The sequence below is a fragment of the Chryseotalea sanaruensis genome (genome assembly GCF_003990915.1).
GTDB classification, from domain to species: Bacteria; Bacteroidota; Bacteroidia; order Cytophagales; family Cyclobacteriaceae; genus Chryseotalea; species Chryseotalea sanaruensis.
This window is the reverse complement of record NZ_BHXQ01000001.1, coordinates 89,667-109,655: the sequence shown is the minus strand read 5'-3', so window position 1 is coordinate 109,655 and position 19,989 is coordinate 89,667. Positions and strand designations below refer to the sequence as shown.

The 19,989-nt window shown below is 37.9% G+C and carries 14 protein-coding genes; 8 read left to right on the top strand and 6 right to left on the bottom strand.

The window, feature by feature from the left end:
• Window positions 1–130: 130 nt before the first annotated feature.
• Window positions 131–1,855, bottom strand: a complete 1,725-nt coding sequence (locus SanaruYs_RS00420) for an ABC transporter ATP-binding protein (protein ID WP_127120539.1) — start codon at window positions 1,853–1,855, stop codon at window positions 131–133.
• 201 nt (window positions 1,856–2,056) lie between these two features.
• Complete coding sequence (locus SanaruYs_RS00415; protein ID WP_246011799.1) at window positions 2,057–2,689, bottom strand: rhomboid family intramembrane serine protease; 633 nt, start codon at window positions 2,687–2,689, stop codon at window positions 2,057–2,059.
• A gap of 291 nt (window positions 2,690–2,980) precedes the next feature.
• Here SanaruYs_RS00415 and SanaruYs_RS00410 point away from each other — a divergent pair, with 291 nt between their 5' ends.
• Genes SanaruYs_RS00410 through SanaruYs_RS00400 form a run of 3 tightly spaced genes read left to right on the top strand, consistent with a single transcriptional unit; the run spans window position 2,981 to window position 4,059 of the window.
• Complete coding sequence (locus SanaruYs_RS00410; protein ID WP_127120538.1) at window positions 2,981–3,292, top strand: hypothetical protein; 312 nt, start codon at window positions 2,981–2,983, stop codon at window positions 3,290–3,292.
• A gap of 35 nt (window positions 3,293–3,327) precedes the next feature.
• Window positions 3,328–3,825, top strand: a complete 498-nt coding sequence (locus SanaruYs_RS00405) for a hypothetical protein (protein ID WP_127120537.1) — start codon at window positions 3,328–3,330, stop codon at window positions 3,823–3,825.
• 6 nt (window positions 3,826–3,831) lie between these two features.
• On the top strand, window positions 3,832–4,059 hold the full coding sequence (locus SanaruYs_RS00400) for a hypothetical protein (protein WP_127120536.1): 228 nt from the start codon (window positions 3,832–3,834) through the stop codon (window positions 4,057–4,059).
• A gap of 86 nt (window positions 4,060–4,145) precedes the next feature.
• Here SanaruYs_RS00400 and SanaruYs_RS00395 read toward each other — a convergent pair whose 3' ends face one another.
• The 3 genes from SanaruYs_RS00395 to SanaruYs_RS00385 are packed head-to-tail and all read right to left on the bottom strand — an operon-like array spanning window position 4,146 to window position 5,946.
• Window positions 4,146–4,490: a hypothetical protein gene (locus SanaruYs_RS00395; protein WP_127120535.1), complete on the bottom strand. Its 345-nt coding sequence runs from the start codon at window positions 4,488–4,490 to the stop codon at window positions 4,146–4,148.
• Window positions 4,477–4,824: a hypothetical protein gene (locus tag SanaruYs_RS00390; protein WP_127120534.1), complete on the bottom strand. Its 348-nt coding sequence runs from the start codon at window positions 4,822–4,824 to the stop codon at window positions 4,477–4,479. Before SanaruYs_RS00390 ends, SanaruYs_RS00395 begins: the two co-directional genes overlap by 14 nt.
• A gap of 48 nt (window positions 4,825–4,872) precedes the next feature.
• Entirely contained in the window at window positions 4,873–5,946 is a 1,074-nt protein-coding gene (locus SanaruYs_RS00385; protein WP_127120533.1) for an AI-2E family transporter, read from the bottom strand.
• A gap of 280 nt (window positions 5,947–6,226) precedes the next feature.
• Here SanaruYs_RS00385 and SanaruYs_RS20440 point away from each other — a divergent pair, with 280 nt between their 5' ends.
• The 5 genes from SanaruYs_RS20440 (at window position 6,227) to SanaruYs_RS00360 (ending at window position 18,251) form a co-directional block, all read left to right on the top strand.
• Window positions 6,227–7,735: an OmpA family protein gene (locus tag SanaruYs_RS20440; RefSeq protein WP_127120532.1), complete on the top strand. Its 1,509-nt coding sequence runs from the start codon at window positions 6,227–6,229 to the stop codon at window positions 7,733–7,735.
• Window positions 7,736–8,017: 282 nt separating this feature from the next.
• On the top strand, window positions 8,018–8,236 hold the full coding sequence (locus tag SanaruYs_RS00375) for a hypothetical protein (protein ID WP_127120531.1): 219 nt from the start codon (window positions 8,018–8,020) through the stop codon (window positions 8,234–8,236).
• A gap of 133 nt (window positions 8,237–8,369) precedes the next feature.
• Window positions 8,370–9,023 carry a YiaD family glycine zipper/OmpA-like lipoprotein gene (locus SanaruYs_RS00370; protein ID WP_127120530.1) on the top strand — a complete coding sequence of 218 codons (654 nt, stop codon included), beginning with the start codon at window positions 8,370–8,372 and terminating at the stop codon, window positions 9,021–9,023.
• A gap of 11 nt (window positions 9,024–9,034) precedes the next feature.
• Entirely contained in the window at window positions 9,035–9,454 is a 420-nt protein-coding gene (locus SanaruYs_RS00365) for a PRC-barrel domain-containing protein (protein WP_127120529.1), read from the top strand.
• Between the two features lie 109 nt (window positions 9,455–9,563).
• Complete coding sequence (locus SanaruYs_RS00360) at window positions 9,564–18,251, top strand: GH36-type glycosyl hydrolase domain-containing protein (protein ID WP_127120528.1); 8,688 nt, start codon at window positions 9,564–9,566, stop codon at window positions 18,249–18,251.
• A gap of 191 nt (window positions 18,252–18,442) precedes the next feature.
• On the opposite strand, the gene SanaruYs_RS00355 is transcribed toward SanaruYs_RS00360, so the two are convergent.
• A complete protein-coding gene (locus SanaruYs_RS00355) occupies window positions 18,443–19,903 on the bottom strand; it encodes a hypothetical protein (protein WP_127120527.1) in 1,461 nt (486 codons plus the stop codon).
• Between the last annotated feature and the right edge of the window lie 86 nt (window positions 19,904–19,989).

Genomic DNA, 19,989 nt, shown 5'->3' with positions numbered 1-19,989 from the left:
GGAGGAGAAACTAAATAAATCATCGTCCCTGCGGAGACGATGATTGGAAGGAGTTCATCACAATGACTGTCTCTTTTATTTTCAAATCATCAAATCAATTAACGTATCGGCAAATCAACTAATCAACGAATTAAATCCTCGCCTGATACGTATACAACTGGAAGTACCGTCCCTTACGTTCGATCAATTCTTCATGTCTGCCCTGCTCAGCTATCTCACCATTTTCAATTACTAAAATCTGGTCGGCCTGGCGAATAGTACTTAACCTGTGTGCAATCACAAAAGTGGTTCTGCCTTTCATCAGACTGCGTAAGCTTTCTTGAATTAACGCTTCACTTTCTGTATCCAGGTTTGAAGTTGCTTCATCCAAAATAAGGATGCGCGGATCAGCAAGTATAGCACGTGCAATGGCAATGCGCTGCCGTTGCCCACCAGATAACTTCACCCCTCGCTCTCCTATTACAGTTTTCAATCCGTGTTCAAAACGATCGGTAAACTCATTTACGTGCGCAGCTTGTACCGCTGCCAGCAACTGAACTTCTGTAGCATCCGGACGTGGAAAAAGTATGTTCTCTCTTATCGTTCCTTCAAATAGAAAATCATCTTGCAACACTACACCTAACTGACTTCTATAACTCTCTAAAACAACCTTGCTTAAGTCAGTGCCGTCTACCAATACTTTACCGCCTTGTGGAATTAAAAAAGAAGCGGCTAAGCCGGCAATGGTGGTTTTACCTGAGCCACTTGTACCTACCAAAGCAGTTACCGAACCTGATGGCGCAGTGAAGTTAATATTGCGCACCACCTCTTTTCCTTCTTCATAAGCGAAAGAAACGTTTTTAAATTCTATATTACCCTTCATCCCTTCAATGCGAAGCGAACGACTACCATCATCTTCAGGGGTTATATTCATTAACTCTTCTGTGCGGTCTAGACCTGCGAAGGCCTCAGTAAGCTGACTACCTATATTGCTCATCTGTACAATGGGAGCAATCATGAATACCATGAACATAGTAAACTGAAGAAAATCACCTGGAGAAAGGTCGAAGTAACCACTTAAACCCATAATGCCTACACTGGCCAAGCCTACTAAAAAAGTACCTGAGCTGGTTACAAAACTGGTTGAAGTAAGGCTCTTCTTTACATTTTGAAAAAGCTTATCTACACCCTGTTGAAATATTTTTGTTTCCTGTGCCTCGGCATTAAACCCTTTTATTACCCTTACTCCATTGAGGGTTTCTGTTAAGCGACCAGTTACTTCTGCGGTTATTACACCACGCTCACGGAAAATAGGTCTTATGTAAGAAAATGCTTTTAGTGTTATTACGCCAAAAACAGACATTGGTAAAATAATAAAAAGTGTCATCCACGGATTAATACTGATCAAGAAACCAACAGAGATAATAGCCGTAAGCACACCACCAATTAATTGTACCAAACCAGTACCCACCAAGTTGCGCACGCCTTCTACATCATTCATTACCCTTGATACCAAGGCGCCAGACTTTTGATTATCAAAGAAACTGGTGGGCAACCGTAACAAATGTTTTTGCACCTGCGAGCGTAAAACGGAAATCAGGTGTTGTGCCTCAACACTTAGGAGTTTGGTAAGTAAAAAAGAGGTAACAGCTTGTATTAAAATTGCACCAGTAACCCATAAAAGTAGTGTCGGCAAAGTAGATAGGTTTTTCTGCACTAAAATATCGTCAATAAAAGGTTTGGTGGCCCAAGGCGGTACAAGGCCTGCAGCGCGGCTGATAATGATGAGTAAAAGACCTATGAAAAGTAACTTTCTTCTTGGCCAGATAATGGTTTTAAAAACTTGTTTAAGCGATACCTTATTCTTTTTTGCCATAATTCGATTTAGCTGCTAATCCAAAGACGTAATCGGTCTCCTTTTAGCTTATAAAATAGTTTTAAAATAAAACGTTAGCCAGTCTCTTTACCTAAAATCAGTCTGACCACTGCTTTCTTCGAAATAGAGCGGTCTGACGGATAGTTCTACTGGTTAAATTCTTTTTGTATCTCACTTAGTGGTATCTAAACGGAACAGCTGTTAAAATAATTGCCAACTTTTAAGCTGCTCAATAAAGTGCATTAGTGAAGCAGGATACATCACCATACAAAAGATGAATCCGAAAAGTGCTCCGTAAAGGTGCGCCTCATGATTAATATTGTCATTGGCTGCCCTGCCTTTGTAGTACGACCAAATTAAATAAGCAATACCCAGAATAAAACCCGGCAAGCATAGAACAAAATAAATACAAATATTTTGCAGCGGTTGAAAGATGATCGAAGCAAAAATAATAGCCGCGACACCACCAGACGCCCCTAGTGAATTGTAACCAGGATGATGTCTATGCTTAAGAAAGGTTGGTATATCTGATACAACTACGGCCATCAGGTAAAAGACAACGAAATACCAGGTACTATACTCACCAAAAATATAAGCGAAATATACTTCTACTACCGATCCAAAGAAGTACAACGAAAGCATATTCCACAACAAATGGGAAAAATCGCCATGCAAAAAACCTGAGCTTAAAAAACGATAGTACTGATGTTGGGTAGAAACCAAGTATGGATTAAGTATGAATCTGCGAACCAAAAGGGGTCGGCTGAAAGCTACCCAACTGATAAATACGGTAATTCCTATGATAATGGTGGTGGCGTTAATCGAAGATTCCATAAAAAACTCAAAGAAAATAGAATGCAGCTAGAATTACATCAAGGAGAGATAAAATCATTCATTATTCGTTCATCTTTTTTGGTAAACACTACCCATTCTCCTTCAATTTTTCTAAAACCCTAAAGTTTTCTCACCATATAACTGATACCACACTATTGTAGAGAAAAAGTCTCAACCGAGTCGGCTTTGACGATAAAAGACACTAATTTCTCTGAATTATACTGTTTTTGGCCAACTATTTTATGGCATGCATATTTCACTGCCAACAGCACAACTAATCTAATTGTAGATATGAAAAATTATGTAAAATCAACTGCACTAGTAACGTTATTGGCTCTTACAACTCCAATTTTTTCTGTTGCAGCTTCACCCCGCATTGCAAACCCAGCCACTGTAAAAATTGATGCTGCCCTTAGCGAACAACTCGTTAATCGCCTGGCTGAAATTAAGGCAATGGATGCCAGTACACTTTCCAGAAAAGATAAAAGAGAATTAAGGAAAGAAGTAAAATCAATAGAAAAGCAATTAAACAGCAGTGGTGGTGTTTACCTATCAGTAGGTGCTATTATCCTTATTGTTGTTTTACTAATTATCCTGCTTTAAAAAGCAGTTGTATCATATCATAAATAAGTAATCGCATGAAGAATCTTTTCCTAAGTTGTTTATTCCTGATTTTAGCCGGCACGCTCAGTATTCAAGCTCAAAATATGAGCAGCAGCTATACCACTGGTCTTGGTATAAAAATGTGGGGAGATGGTGCAGGGATTTCGTTGAAGCACTTTGTTTCTCCAAATCATGCATTAGAAGGTATCGGTTACTTCTGGCGTGGGGGTACACGTATTACAGGTTTGTACGAAATCCACTTTGATATTGCCAATGCAGAAGGTTTGAAGTGGTATATCGGTCCTGGGGCCCATGTTGGTTTTTATAATAATCGCTTTAACGATAAGCAATACTATAATAACTGGTCGTCTGGCTCTTATGTTGGCTTAGATGGTGTTCTTGGCCTTGACTACAAATTTAATGGTGCTCCCATTAATCTATCAATAGACTGGCAACCCTCTTTTGAGTTTGGGGATAACAGAGGATTTATTGGCATTTGGGGTGGCCTCGGTGTAAGGTATACATTTAACTAATCATATATGAAACCACGAACAGAAATTATCGATCATAAGGTTGTGAACAGCATTGCTCAGTTAGCAAGCGCCTTAAAGCCGGGAGATATATTCAGAAGAATAAACAGCAAAACAAGATATAGTTTTGATGAGCTTGAACTTGATGAGGAAAAGATCCGGTGTAGAAATATGGAAACAGGTGCTCCTGAATTTCTATACTACAATGCACCAGTATTGAAACTTGTAATTATTTAGTTAACCTGATTTGATCATTTTAAAAGAGCGTTGTGTAACACAACGCTCTTTTATTTTGTAGAATCCGAATTGGCATAGTATTGGTTCTAATGACCATTCTCAGAGAATTTAACTTTTCGCTTCCCGCCTATCAATTTAGATGAAACACCCTTCAATAACATTGGTAATAATAGTCTGGTTATCCAGCTTGTTTTTAACAAAGCCTGTCCAAAAACGACATCTATCCCCAGCGAGGCAGCTCCTTTCAAAAGTGAGTTTCTCTTTTCATTCTTTTTAAAAATATTTAGTACAGGAAGCAAATGCATGAAAGGTTCAAGCTTCTCACGCACTTCAATCAAGCCTCCTTTTAAAATGGCTTTCTCACTTTCAATTTTTGCTTCGAGTAGCTTACGTGTAGCAAGCAACTCTTCATAATTATTAATCCTGCTCATAAACTTTTTTGATAATCAGGTTTCTCATTTGAGGTATTAAAACACTTTTAGAAACCACAAGTACTACTGTTAAGATCACTGTAAAAGTACCTCCCACTATGAAAAACCCGGCTTTTGTATTCTGCATATATTCTCCTAACCACCAGGCGCATCCCAATCCTGCAAAAAGTAAAACGAAGAATCCAAGTATTGCAGATAACAATCCTATAATGCTAAAAGAAACAACCTGAGATGTATGCTCCACCAACCTTATAGCTAACAAGTCCTTATATGCTTCTGCGAGTTCTGTTGCGCTTTGCATCCATTTGTCTGTTACGCTTTCTTTCTGTTCCATATTGTATTTATATAAACCCTAATAAGTAGTAACACTGTAGCAATGTCATTAGTTTCCTTTCTTTGACTTCACAGGATTATCACCTAAGAGCATTCCCCAAGGCTGTAACTCATTTACTCTATCGAAGATTACTTTCATAACGGCCAAACCTGGTATTGCTAAAAACATACCCGGGATCCCACACAAAGCACCGCCTACCAAAACGCCAATTATGGTTACCAAAGCATTGATACGGACTTTGTTTCCCACTATTAAGGGCATACCAAAATTATTATCTAAAAATTGTACCAAGGCCAAGACTATCCCCACACCTATGGCATTATTAATATCTGCTGAACTAACAACCGTGATTAGCATGCAAAGTATATTTGCCACCAGCATGCCAACATAAGGAATCAGGTTTAGCAAAGCTGCTAAAAGAGCGAGAAATACTGCGTATTTAATACCTAAAATAAGGAAGCCAATAACGTTTAAAGTGAACACGAGCGTAGTCTCTATTAGTAAGCCAGTCATATATTTTTGAGCTATGCTTGTCGATTCTATTAGAATGTCTTCAACCTTGTCTTCGGTATCTGTTTTAAATACACTAATTAAAAAACTTCTAATCTTACTCCTATAAAATAGGATAAGGAAAGTATAAATCGGTATCAGAAAAACATACGAAAAAATCTGTGTTATAGATGACACTGTCGATCCCATAAAATCAGGTGCTACCTCTTTCAAGTCATCTACTTGTTCTTTAAAATATTGGTTTTGTTTTGTAATTGTGATTGAGGTGCCTTTCTTAAACCAAACTTGAAAATCATGCACGATTTGATCGAATCGTCCCTTTAGTGTGGGCATGTCGTCAACAAACTTAAATATCTGACTTGATAGTAAATAAAGTACAGCTGCACCCACAAGTATTGTAACGATTAGTGGCAAAAGAATAGCCAACACTTTATAAACTTTTTTCCTGCTCAGGTATTGGGTAACAGGCAATAGAAGATTGGATAGTAAAATCGAGAAAAGAATTGGTAAGATTAAGTTTTTCCCATAAATGAGTGCAACACATAATATGGCTATTGAAAATAGAACTGAACTTAATTTCTTATGAAAAGGGTTTTGTAAATCTGTTAACATAGCTTAGTATAAATAAACATCATCATCATTATCATGCCAGCATTATACCAGCTCAAAATATGATTCCGCAGTTTCCTTTCTACAAGTTTGAGTAAATATATCTACATAAGTGAGGGAACAACAGTACATGCACTACCGAAATAATCACGAATAAATTTAAGTCAATTCTTACTCAGATGCCTTATTGTATTGCATAAGATGATTTATTCAAAAAATACTCCAGCTCATTTCAATGGTATAGATATTGCAAAAATCAGGTTGTCTATAAACAAACGCTATTATGAAAAATAATTATTGCACACTCTTGGTGGTTCTTGTAATCTACCTGTTCCAAGGTGGTGCAGCTATGGCACAAGGTGGTTCTATAGGATTTCATGCAACTATAGCTGAGTATGATGGTGACTTAAACGGTAATGTTCATCAATATTACAAATTTGAAAATCCAAAACTTGGCGGTGCATTATCCTTACAGCAATATCTTAATCCATCATTCAATTTAGTTGAAAAACTTTCTTACAATACTTTAGGATATAAGAACAGCGATAGAACATTGGGTATTGATGCCTACATGTTTGCTTTAAACTTAAAACTTCGTTACAAATTCAATAATGGGTATATTTTTAAAGAAGATGCTACCATTGCCCCGTTTATAACCGGTGGTATAGGTGTTACGTTGCTCAACTCGAAACAGGATACGCAAACCAGTAATGCTGTTATAACTGATAATGTTTACGCAGCCAATATTGCAGCTGGGGCCGGTATCTTTTTTAGATTTAACGATCGTGTGGGACTAGAAGTAGCAAACACCGTTAACTCTCCTATGTATGACAACTGGGATGGTGTAGATGCAGGAAAGGATGATTTGTATTTACAATACAGTGCTGGCTTAATATTTAAACTACAAAAACCCAGCGATCAGGACAATGATGGTGTAGCTGATAAAAAAGACAAATGTCCTGATACACCATCTAATGCTTCCGTTGATTCAGCAGGTTGTCCCATAGATATTGATCAAGATGGTATTCCCGATTACCTTGACGCCTGTCCTAACCAAATTGGCTTACCAGTTCACAGTGGTTGCCCTGATACTGATGGAGATGGTGTTGAAGATAAGAATGACAGATGCCCTGATGTTTCAGGATTGAGTCGTTTCTCTGGTTGCCCTGATTCAGATGGCGATGGTATTGAAGATGCCGAAGATTTATGCCCTAACTTAAAGGGATTGGATATTTTTAAAGGTTGTCCTGACACGGATGGAGATGGTGTTGAAGACAGTATTGATAAATGTGCAGACACACCAGCCGGAGCTCCGGTAGATGCTACAGGTTGTATAATCGATACAGATGGTGATGGTATTAACGATGTAGAAGATGATTGTCCAAAAATTGCAGGTACAAAAGCTAACAAAGGTTGTCCTGAACTAAAACCGGAGGTGCAACAATTATTTCAAAAAGCATTGCAAGGCATACAGTTTGAAAGCGGAAGAGCTGTGATCAAAAAAATCTCTTATCCAATTATGGATGCCATTAGCAAAGTTATGGTAGACAATCCTAGCTACAAACTAGTGATTGGTGGCCATACAGATAATGTTGGTTCAGAAGAAAGTAACATGACCCTATCTAAAATGCGTGCTGATGCAGTTTCCAATTATCTGATAACAAAAGAAATTGATCCTTTGCGACTATCTTCTTTTGGTTTTGGTGAGTCAACGCCAGTTGATACAAACGAAACAACTGCAGGGCGTATGCGTAACAGACGTGTAGAGTTTAAAGTTGAGTATTTAAAATAGATAAGCCACAACAAGAACTTTAACAGTTACCACAACCCTAACCCAGCCGTGCTGGTGAGAGCAAGTGCTTCGAAAGATGTTATGAATTGATTTAAACCATCCGGTCTAACTGACCAAAAAAAGACTCTGATATCCGGAATCTTTTTCTATTGATGAAAATGGCCACACAATTGGTCAAACTGTGTACTATTATCTACACTAATCTACATAAAATCTTAGGATCCCACATAGAATGATGTGGCTGGCTATTTGCAAAGTATTTATAGAATTAAATCCCAACCAATGAAAACTCTTGGAATAGCATTACTCGTCATCGGCTTAGTCATGACAGTTTTTACCAGCATCAATTTAGTTACTGAAAAAAAGGTGGTTGATCTGGGGGAGATTGAGATCTCCAAAAAAGAAAAAAACCCAATTTATTGGTCACCAATAACTGGTGGAGTATTAGCAGTTGCCGGCATTCTGGTATTGCTTTTAAACAATAAAAAAGTAAGCACCTAAGCATTATTTATAAGCTACAATAACCAATAATATTTAGAGTTGCTCGAATTCTAACTTAAATCAATCAATTCTGATCGGCTCAAAATTATATTGGGATGAGTTCTTCAAAAGAAAAGTAAAAATTACATAACAGATGAAACAGATAATGATAAAAAGTGGAAGTATAATACTTATTGCCTTGGTAGCGCTGACAGGATGTAAAGCCTCAAAATCAACTAAAGGAGCTGGGATAGGCGCTGGTACCGGTGCTGTTATTGGCGGACTCATCGGAAGACAATCTGGAAATACTGCTGTTGGTGCCATTATAGGTGCAGGTGTTGGTGGTGCCACTGGCGCTCTGATTGGCCAGCGCATGGATAAACAAGCTGCTGAATTAAAAAGTGATTTAGATGGAGCTACCGTTGAACGTATAGGAGAAGGAATTAAAATCACATTCGATTCAGGTCTCATGTTTGATTTTGATTCTTACAATCTAACAAGTGGAACAAAAGAAAATTTGAATGATCTAGCTAAAACACTTACCAAATACGATGACACGGATGTACTGATTGAAGGTCATACAGATAAAAAAGGTTCTGATGAATACAATATGAACTTGTCGGAACAAAGAGCGAGAGCTGTTGAAGCATACTTAGCAAGCCAGCAAGTATCTGCCGGACGTATTACCACTAAAGGCTATGGCGAAACACAATCCATTTCTGAAAATGACCAAACCAACAGACGGGTTGAAGTAGCCATTTATGCAAATAATAAAATGAAAAGAGCTGCAAAAAGGGGTGAACTATAACCAAACATACTATGGAAAAATTAGAGAACGATAACCTAACTGGTATAAATGATACAGGAAAGCACGCAAATACACCTTTATTGTATTTAACTGCGTCATCCATCATAAAAAATAAAGTTTTCAACAACGAAGATGAAAATATGGGTGGGGTGAAAGATCTTATGATTAATATTTCTACAGGAAAGATTGAATATGTGATTATAGAATTTGGTGGATTTCTGGGGATGGGTGAAAAGTTTTTTGCTATTCCGCTTGATTCATTAACACTCGATACGGAAAGAGAGGCATTTATACTACATCAAAAAAGAGAAGTGCTTGAAAATGCACCAGGCTTTGACAAAGATCATTGGCCTAAAACCAATTCCCATGAGTGGCATTCATCTCAAGCCTATTGGGGCAGTTTTATGGGAGCTAACACTGGCTCTCGGTAATCAATCAATTATTCATACACACCAAAATAGTGATACAAATGGAGCTCTGATGTACAAGGATAATTAAATCATTGTACATCATTTTCTTCAGATGGTTCATTACAAACTTATGAGCCCTCTGAAACGAACTATCCCAAGTATTGACGATCTCCTCTCTCCTATTATATCCCCACTTAAAAAGGATAGCCTCACACATAATGAGATCGAAAAAAATCCACCATTAAGGTCTGATCTGTTTAGTCATGAACAAATGGAGTTGCACGCTGTAAAACTTTCACTTACGCATCAACTCACTACGAAAATCTCTAAAGAATTACTGCTTCATGACTTATCTGCAAATGAGCATATTCTATTTGAAGTTAATGAACTACTTAAGAGAAATATAGCCTTAAAGAAATCTGTAAGTCCGGCAGGTGAATGGTTACTTGATAATTTCTTCATCATTGAAGAACAAATCTTGTTGGGCAAACGCTATTTACCTAAAGGTTACAGTAAAGGCTTGCCCAAATTACAAAGCGGTATTCCAAGAGTTTATGATCTTGCTATTGAAATTATCTCGCATAGCGATGGTCATATTGATATCCTGACGCTATCACGTTTCATCAAAGCTTATCAAAGAGAAAGTGAATTAACAATTGGTGAGCTTTGGGCTATTCCCATTATGTTGCGGCTAGCATTGATTGAGAACCTCAGTCGTCTCGCTGCTATGACGGCCGTTGATCTAAAAGATTCAGCTTTAGCAAATAAGTGGGCTAATGAAATTATCCAATGTGCAGAGCATGAACCAAAAAATCTGGTTCTGGTTATTGCTGAAATGGCTAAATCAAGTCCCCCTATTAATAGTGCATTCGTAGCTGAGTTTTCACGTAAACTTCAATGGCGAGGTGCAGAACTTAGCCTGCCGTTACATTGGATAGAACAAAACCTAACTGATGTAGGACAAGGCAGTATTAATGACATGGTGCTCATGCAAAACCAACGTCAGGCAGCTAATCAAGTATCGATAAGTAACTCCATAAACAGTTTACGCTTTTTAGCAAAAATGGATTGGCGTGAATTTGTTGAAGATCATAGCATAGTAGAAACCATCTTACGAGGTGACTACAACATGGTTTATGCTTCTATGGATTTCGCAACCAGAGATTATTACAGGCATAGTATTGAACGTATTGCAAAGGCAAGCCAGAAGGCTGAGTCACATGTGGCTCAATTAGCAATAGATCTTGCACAAAAAAGTTTCGACTACAATAGCAAAGATGAAAGAGCTGCACATGTTGGCTATTATTTAATAGGCAAAGGAATTAAACAAACTGAAAAAGCCTTAAACATCCAATATACTGCAACGGAAAAACTAAAAAGGTATTTGTTGTGTAAATCTCCCGCCATCTACTTTGCGTCTGCCTGCCTAATGGCATTTGTTGGAACAGCTATAATGACATGGCAGGCAAATGAATTTTCAAATAATACAATATGGCTCGTTAGCATAGCCTTGCTTAGCGTGGTAATTATGAGTCAGCTTGCCCTGGATCTTATTAATTGGTGGGCCAGTTTGTTAATAAAACCTAAACCGTTACCTAAGATTGATTACTCAAAAGGCATACCTGAAAACTACAAGACAATAGTGGTGATACCTTCAATTCTAAATAATAGTGCAGGGGTTAATTCTTTGTTAGATGATTTGGAAATACGATTTCTAGGGAACAAAGATCCCAATCTCCTTTTTGCATTACTAACAGACTTTATAGATGCGGAACATGAAAGTGTACCCGCTGATAAGCATTTACTCTCCTTAGCAGTCTCTGGCATTGAGGAGCTTAATAGAAAGTATGGCGATAGTAGCAATGAACCCTTTTACCTTTTCCATAGACCAAGAGTATTAAATACTAACGACCAGATATGGATGGGTTTGGAGCGCAAAAGAGGAAAGCTTAATGATTTGAATCATTTGCTTCGTGGCAAGGGAAATCAATCGTTTAGTATGATTGTTGGTGATGAGGCTATCTACACTACAGCAAAATATGTAATAACACTGGATGCTGATACACAACTACCAAGAGATGCCGCCAGAAAACTTGTAGGTTTAATGGCACATCCGCTCAACAAGCCTGTGTATGATGCACGAAGACTAAGAATTACTGATGGATATACCATCATTCAACCCAGAATAGGAATGAGTTTACATGGCACCAGCCGCTCTGCCTATAGTAAACTGCATGAAAATGATGTTGGACTTGATCCCTACACAAAAATAACGTCTGATATCTACCAGGATATATTTAAAGAAGGTTCGTTTATTGGTAAAGGGATCTATGAAATAGATGCTTTTGAAAAAGTATTAGCCAAAAGACTTCCCAATAACAGAATACTCAGTCATGATTTATTGGAAGGATCGTATGCCCGTTGCGGATTTGCCAGCGATGTTCAACTATATGAGGAACACCCTTCCAGTTATGCGGAAGATAACAGAAGGAAAAAAAGATGGATTAGGGGTGATTGGCAAATTGCCATGTGGTTCTTACCCTTAGTTCCAACATTGTCAAAAGGGTTAACTAAAAATCCTTTGTCATTAGTTTCACGCTGGAAAATTTTTGATAACCTCAGGCGGAGCTTTTACCCCATTGCATTGCTTGGACTACTCATAGTGGGCTGGGTTGTTATCCCTAAGCCATTGCTATGGACTTCAATTATACTTTCTACACTTTTTCTTTCACCGCTATTAAATCTTGCGCTGTCATACTTTAAGGTTTCCAATGAGACTGATTTTTCACAGCATATTTATAATAATATCGATCAAACTATTAAAAGCCTTTTACAATACTTGTTTAAGCTTATTTGCCTGCCTTATGAGGCAGCAGTAAATGTGCATGCGATTGCACTTACTTTTTGGCGTGTGCACATCACAGGTAAAAATCTTCTGGAATGGGGCGCTAAGAGTAAACAAAGTGCTGAGAAAAAACACTTCCTTTCATTATATCCAAAGATGTGGATCACCACTCTGCTACCGTTAGGAATAATAACAATAATGATCTTTCAGAAAAATGATGCACTCATTTTAGCCCTACCCTTTCTTCTTGGTTGGATAGCCGCACCAGCCATCGTACTGGCCATGAGCGAAATATCAATAGTAAAAAAATCTAAAGTAACTGCTGATCAAAAAACATACCTGCGTCTGCTGACCAGAAAAACTTGGTTCTATTTTGAGCGCTTCGTAATAAAAGAAGATAACTGGTTACCCCCTGATAACTTTCAGGAATATCCAACACCTGTTGTCGCACACCGAACTTCACCAACCAATATTGGTTTGTACTTATTAAGCAACATGGCAGCAAATGACTTTGGTTATAACAGTGCTGCTACTTTAATTGCAAGAACACAGCAAACATTTGGTAGCCTTGATCAAATGGATCGCTATCAGGGCCATTTTTATAATTGGTACAATACAGAAGACCTAAGTGTGTTACATCCCAGATATATCTCAACAGTAGATAGTGGGAACCTAGCCGGTCATTTGTTAACGCTTCGACAAGGCTTAATTCAATTACAACACGTTTCCTTTTGGGATATTAAGTACCTAATGGGTATGGAGGACACTTTGCGTTGGCTGATTGAATCAATCACTGATAATAGAAAAAGTCTAACTCACCCACTACACGAATTGCTTGCTAAAATCCATAGGCACGAACAAGACTTTGAAGCCACATTTAAACATTTTATAAAGCTACTTGAGCAGTTCAAAAGTATTATAAAAAATGGAGAGCTCATCATTGAGCCAACCGTAATCATCATCATTGAGGTTTACCTCGAATCAATGATTACTGAATTCACCATGTTGCTTCCACTTATTGATAGTAAAACAAAGCCTGAAAAATTTAAGTTATGGAATCCGATCAATGCACAATCGAGCCTTGAGGATTTATCAATGCTTCGTGAAAAGTATAGTGCCGAAATTGAAAATTTATACCAACCAACCAATGCACTTGAAGAAACCGTGTGGTTAAATCAGATCAAGGAAAGTATTATTTACATCAGTAAAAAATCTAATGAATCGGTAAACAGCTTGCAAAAACTAATCGATCAGTGCCAGGACTTCAGCGATATGCAGTATGATTTTCTGTATGATAAATCTCAACACCTCTTATCTATTGGCTTTAACACAGAAGACTTGCAATGTGATAAAGGCTTCTACGATTTGCTGGCCTCCGAAGCAAGACTTGGTCTCTTTGTCGCTATAGCACAAGGAAAACTACCACAAGAAAGTTGGTTTGTTTTAGGAAGACGACTAACCATTGCCGGTAGAACACCAGTATTACTTTCCTGGAGCGGCTCTATGTTTGAATACATTATGCCAAACCTGGTTATGCCTACTTATAACAATACCTTGCTGGATAAAATGGGGATTGGCCTTATGAAGAAGCAAATTGAGTATGGCGATTTACACAATATACCCTGGGGAGTTTCAGAATCGTGTTACAATTTAGTTGATAGCCACCTCACCTATCAATACAAAGCTTTTGGTGTTCCTGGACTTGGATTTAAACGAGGACTAAACCAGGAACTTGTCATTGCACCTTACGCCTCTGTACTGGGTCTACTGGTCGATCCAAAAGCTTCTTACGAAAACCTGCAAAGATTAAAAAGCAATGGCTTCGAGGGGAATTATGGTTTTTATGAAGCAATCGATTATACCGAATCTCGATTGATGAGTGGACAAGAGTTCGCACTTATCAGAGCTTTTATGGCGCATCACCAAGGAATGAGCATTTTAGGCCTTGCGCATTTACTGCTAGATCAGCCTATGCAACAAAGGTTTGAAGCAGACGCAGAATTCCAAACTGCGTTGATTCTGTTGGAAGAAAAGGTGCCAAAAGCCCATGGCTTTTATCAAGGTTCAGATGATGAACTGATTTCAACTGCGATTCCTGCCAGTGAAATTACTGTAATCAAAACACCACATACCGCCATACCAGAAGTAAAACTACTGTCTAATGGCAAATATGCCATAATGGTTAGTAATGCCGGTAGTGGTTATAGCCATTGGAACGATCTTGCAATTACCCGCTGGCGTGAAGATAGTATCTGCGATAACTGGGGCATGTTCTGCTATATACAAGATCTTGGCACCAAAGAATTCTGGTCAAGTACCTACCAGCCTACTGTAAAAGAACCTGAGAATTACGAATGCATTTTCTCTTTAGGTCGGGCTGAATTTAAACGAAGAGATAATAACATTGAGTGTCACACAACCATTATTGTATCACCTGAAGATGATGTTGAAGTAAGGCGTTTTGTCTTAACAAATCACTCATCGTCTAAGCGCAAACTATCCCTGACCAGTTATACTGAAGTTGTTCTGAACGCGGCTGCTGCAGATAATGCCCATCCGGCATTTAGTAATCTCTTTATGCAAACTAGCATCCTTGAAAACCAGCAAGCCATTGTTTGCAGTCGAAGACCAAGATCGAAGGAAGAGCAAACACCATGGATGTTTCATTTAGTAAAAGTAAATAGTGAAAAAAATACTATTGTTTCGTATGAGACAGATCGAAATCAATTTATTGGTCGTGGCAAAAATTTATCTAGCCCTAAGGCGATGTTGGACGGATTGGCATTATCAGGAACCCAAGGTTCAGTTTTAGATCCAATTGTTTCCATTCAGCATATTATCAGTCTTGCAGCAGGCGAATCAATTAGTATTGATATTGTAAATGGTATAGCCCGAACCAAAGAAGATAATCAATATCTAATCAATAAATACCAGGATAAACATTTACGGAACAGGGCTTTTGAACTTTCGTTTACGCATAGCCAGGTAGTTTTAAGACAAATTGGTGCTACTCAACAAGAGGCTCAGCTATTTGGAGAATTAGCAAGCTCAATACTATTTATCAATCCCGCTTTACGGGCGCACACAAGCCTTCTTGCTAAAAATAAAAAAGGTCAGGCGGCCCTGTGGAGCTATTCCATATCCGGTGATTTACCAATTGTTTTGCTCAAAATTTCAAATGCTGAAGACCTAAAGCTTATAAAACAAATTATCAAGGCTCAGGCGTATTGGCATAGTAAAGGATTAGCTGTGGATGTTGTTATTCTTAATGAAGACAGTAGCATTTACCGACATGCACTGCAAGAACAAATTCAGGGGCTTACTTATGCAGGGAGCGGTTTAAGTAATGCTGTTAAAAAAGGGAACATCTATATAAGACCTATCGATCAGGTTGTAACAGAAGACAGGATTTTACTGGAAGCGATTGCCCGGGTAATCCTGAGTGATACAAGAGGAACTTTAGAGGTGCAGGTCAAAAAAAGAAGTATTGACAAACAAACTATTCCCAAACTACTCGGCAACAAGCAATCTACCGCTCTTGATCAAAAAATAAAAACACCTCAGGGTTTACAATTCTTTAATGGTATTGGCGGATTCTCAGCAGATGGAAAAGAATATGTTATCCTTTCTGAAAAGGAAAATATCACACCGCTTCCATGGATCAATGTGCTTACCAATTCCGTTTTTGGCACCATCATTTCAGAAAGAGGCTCAGCTTACACCTGGTTTCAAAATGCACACGAATATCGTTTAACACCATGGAGCAACGACCCCATTTTAGACAGTAGCGGAGAGGCCTTCTATTTACGCGATGAAGAAAGTGGTGAATACTGGTCAACTGTTCGAGCTAATAATGAAAGTAAATCGCCATACCTAACCACACATGGGTTTGGATCAACTACAATCGAACATATTGAAAATGGTATTTTGACAAGTGTCCGTTTTCATGTTGACCCTAAAGAACCAATCAAATTCATTAGCATTAAGATAACCAATCGATCAGGTAAAACTAAAAAAATTAGTGCCACTGGTTATGTGGAATGGGTTTTGGCAGAAGGTCGTTCAAAATCGATGATGCATGTTAGCACCGAACTACAAATGCCTGAGGGAGCTATTCTTGCAAGGAATCAGTTCAATACTGATTTCCAGGACTATATATCTTTCTTTGTAACCGATGAAAACAAATTCAGCTTTACAACAGATCGAAAAGAGTTTATTGGACGAAATAGCTCCTTGGACAAACCTGAAGCACTCAGACGCACACAACTCTCAGGTAAATTAGGCGCTGGAAATGAAAGCTGCGCTGCAATACAAGTACCTGTTGAACTAGAGCCAGATCAGGAACGAACCATTACTTTCAAACTTGGTGCAGGCCGAAACAAACAGGAAGCCATTAACACTATAAAACAATTTGCAGGACCTTTTGCTTCGAATGAATCTATTGTCGAAGTAAAAAAGTATTGGAAAAAAACCTTGCAAAGTGTTTCAATAGAAAGTCCGGATGTGGCGCTCAACATACTAACCAACGGTTGGCTACTCTATCAAGTAATCTCATCGCGTTTATGGGGCCGTACAGGTTTTTATCAATCGGGAGGAGCCTTTGGTTTTCGTGATCAGTTACAGGATGTGATGGCTTTAGTGCATACACAGCCACAATTAACCCGAGACCATTTATTACTAAGCGCCTCTCGGCAATTTATTGAAGGCGATGTACAGCACTGGTGGCACCCTCCGAAAGGTCAAGGTGTACGAACACTTTGCTCTGACGACTATTTGTGGTTACCCTTTGTGGTCAACCATTATCTAAAAAGTAGTGGTGATAAGGCAGTACTACAAGAACAGATTCCATTTGTAGAAGGACGTCTCCTAAACCAGGGAGAAGAATCATATTATGATAGACCTTCAACTTCAGATGAGAAAGCATCGCTTTATGAACACTGCAAAAAAGCTATAATATATGGGTTGCGCTTTGGAGAACATGGACTTCCTCTAAAAGGATCTGGAGATTGGAACGATGGTATGAACCGTGTAGGGCTTGAGGGCAAAGGCGAAAGTGTGTGGTTAGGCTTTTTCCTTTTCGATATATTAATGAGCTTTCAATCCATAGCTAATGATCAGCAGGATACAGTATTCGCTGAAGAATGTATCAGACAAGCGTTGGTGCTCAAAGAAAACATTAATAAACATGCATGGGATGGCGATTGGTACTTACGCGCCTACTTTGATGATGGCACGCCACTTGGATCAAAAGAAAATTTAGAGTGTAAAATAGATGCTATCTCGCAAAGTTGGTCTGTATTATCAAATGTGGCTTCGACAGAAAGGGCTAAAACTGCAATGGATGCTGTAAATCGTTATCTCGTTAAACGCGAAAATAAAATCATTCAATTACTAGATCCTCCATTTGACAAGTCACCATTAGACCCTGGTTACATTAAAGGTTATGTACCTGGAGTCAGAGAAAACGGGGGACAATACACCCATGCTGCTATATGGACTGTTATGGCCTTTGCCAAAATGAAAGACAAAGAAAGAACAGAAGAACTAATCAATTTGATTAATCCTATAAGGCATGGTGATACCGCAGAAGCAACGAAAACCTATAAAACTGAACCCTATGTAATGGCTGCTGATGTACATGGAGTAGCACCGCACATTGGCAGAGGTGGATGGACATGGTATACAGGTTCTGCAGGTTGGATGTATCAATTAATCATTGGATCATACCTGGGGATACACCGTGTAAAAGACACCCTCACCATTAACCCATGTATTCCTTCGTCATGGCAATCATTCAAAATCAATTATCAATTCCATCAAACCACTTATCGTATTCAAGTCAATCAACAAGCAGGTACAATGAAAACAAGCATTAAGATGGATGGCGTTTTACAACAAGCAGGTTTCATAATGTTAGTAGATGATAAGATGGTGCATGAAGTAGAAATTATTCTAGGACCTAGTGAAACATGAAAGAAACCAAACAACACCTTATTGAATTAAAATACCTTGTAAGCAATTGCAACCTGTTTGTTTCAACTATGTATTGTGCAACAAGATGTGATAAGTTTTATAAACCCACAGCTAAACACGTAAGTCATAAAATAACATTATTTTTATATAGTGTTTGTTATGTAAATTAAATTATTCTCAAAGCAGAGTAGTTATTTCTTGGATTGATTGTCGACTTTATCTCCACCTAGAAAACTGGAACGCATACCATCCAGAATGGAGATTAACCATATGTTAAAAATATGCTTTTTACGATCTCGTTTCACATCAATAGTACCTACTCTCCCTGATAAATTTGGCTCAATCTCCTTATTACGTTGCACTAATAAATAGAGTAAGGCAGTTTTAATTTCATTAGTGGATGACTTATTCTTATTAAGACTTGAAATGCTAAGTGACTGGTACGCCATGTCAAGCGATCCGCGAGAGCCGAAGTCAGTATAGGTAAAATTAAAATTCATTAAATCAAGATAACCGGACTTTAAATTGATATTTGCTATATTTTGCAAGGCTCCATTTAAAATAGTCATATCCATATCTTTTATAAAACCTTTAGTATGGTAAACCGGAGAACTATCCTGTGGTAATTGAAAAGTTGCTTCTATCCTACCCTTACCCATAAAAAAACCCGATGCTTGAAGCGTTGCATAATCAATGGCTTCTTTCTCTTGAATATTATCAAGGTTTAGTAACAAACCACTTACATCATCAAATGTAATAATGGCTGGCGCAATACCACTTTCAGGAAAGGTTTCTGTTCTTATTTGAGATAACCCGAAAGCAAGTGAATCAATTTTAACTTTCCATTTTAGTGCATTAAAATAATGCATTGGCAAATGAATATGAGCAGTTTGCGAAAAAGGGACACGTTTATCTTTAAAAACATCCAAATTAAAGGATTGAATACGAATAGCAGAGGCAATAAATTGCTTTTGTAATAAGTGATCATAATCCAAATTGATTACATCAACTTTAGGAATGCTTAATGTGAGGCGAGCCACCTGTTTTCCTGCTTTCCATGCAAAGTCATATTTTGCATGCTTAGGCAATAATTGAATTGAGTCAAAACTGATTAGCTGTTGCTCAGAATTAAGATAAACCTTATAGATATTTGTTTTATATAGACCACCCTTGTGATTTAGGGCAATTGACTTTACGGTACAAGTTATCTGACTAAAAGAAGGGACAAATTTTTGCGTACTATCTCTTTCAAATCTTAACTGCCTTATATCTGCATTTAGTATTCCAGATAGAACATCTGTTGTATCTTCTTTTACACGTAAGGCAATACGCTTTAGCGAAATTTGCTTTATAAGAAAACCTTTTAAGGATTTTTGGGAGGACGAGTCATTACTAAACCTTATGTTTTTTATGAAACTTAGATTGGCACTATCTATTTCCAAGTGATTAACAATTACTCGTTTATCAAAAATAAGTGGCAGCAAATGAATACCCTTTAGCTTAATTAAATCCACATAAAGGGTATGCGATGCCGAATCCTCAGTTGATTCTTTAGATATCCACGTTAATTCCTCAATCTTAACACTTCTCGAAAATAAATTAATATTTAAAGAAGAAAATGATCCTTGCAAATTTTGAATTGCATCTTTCATTTTCTTCTCAATAAAATAGTCAGCGAGAAATAATAAAATTATAACTGCTAACAACAGGGTCAAGGCGATCGAAAGCTTAATAAAGA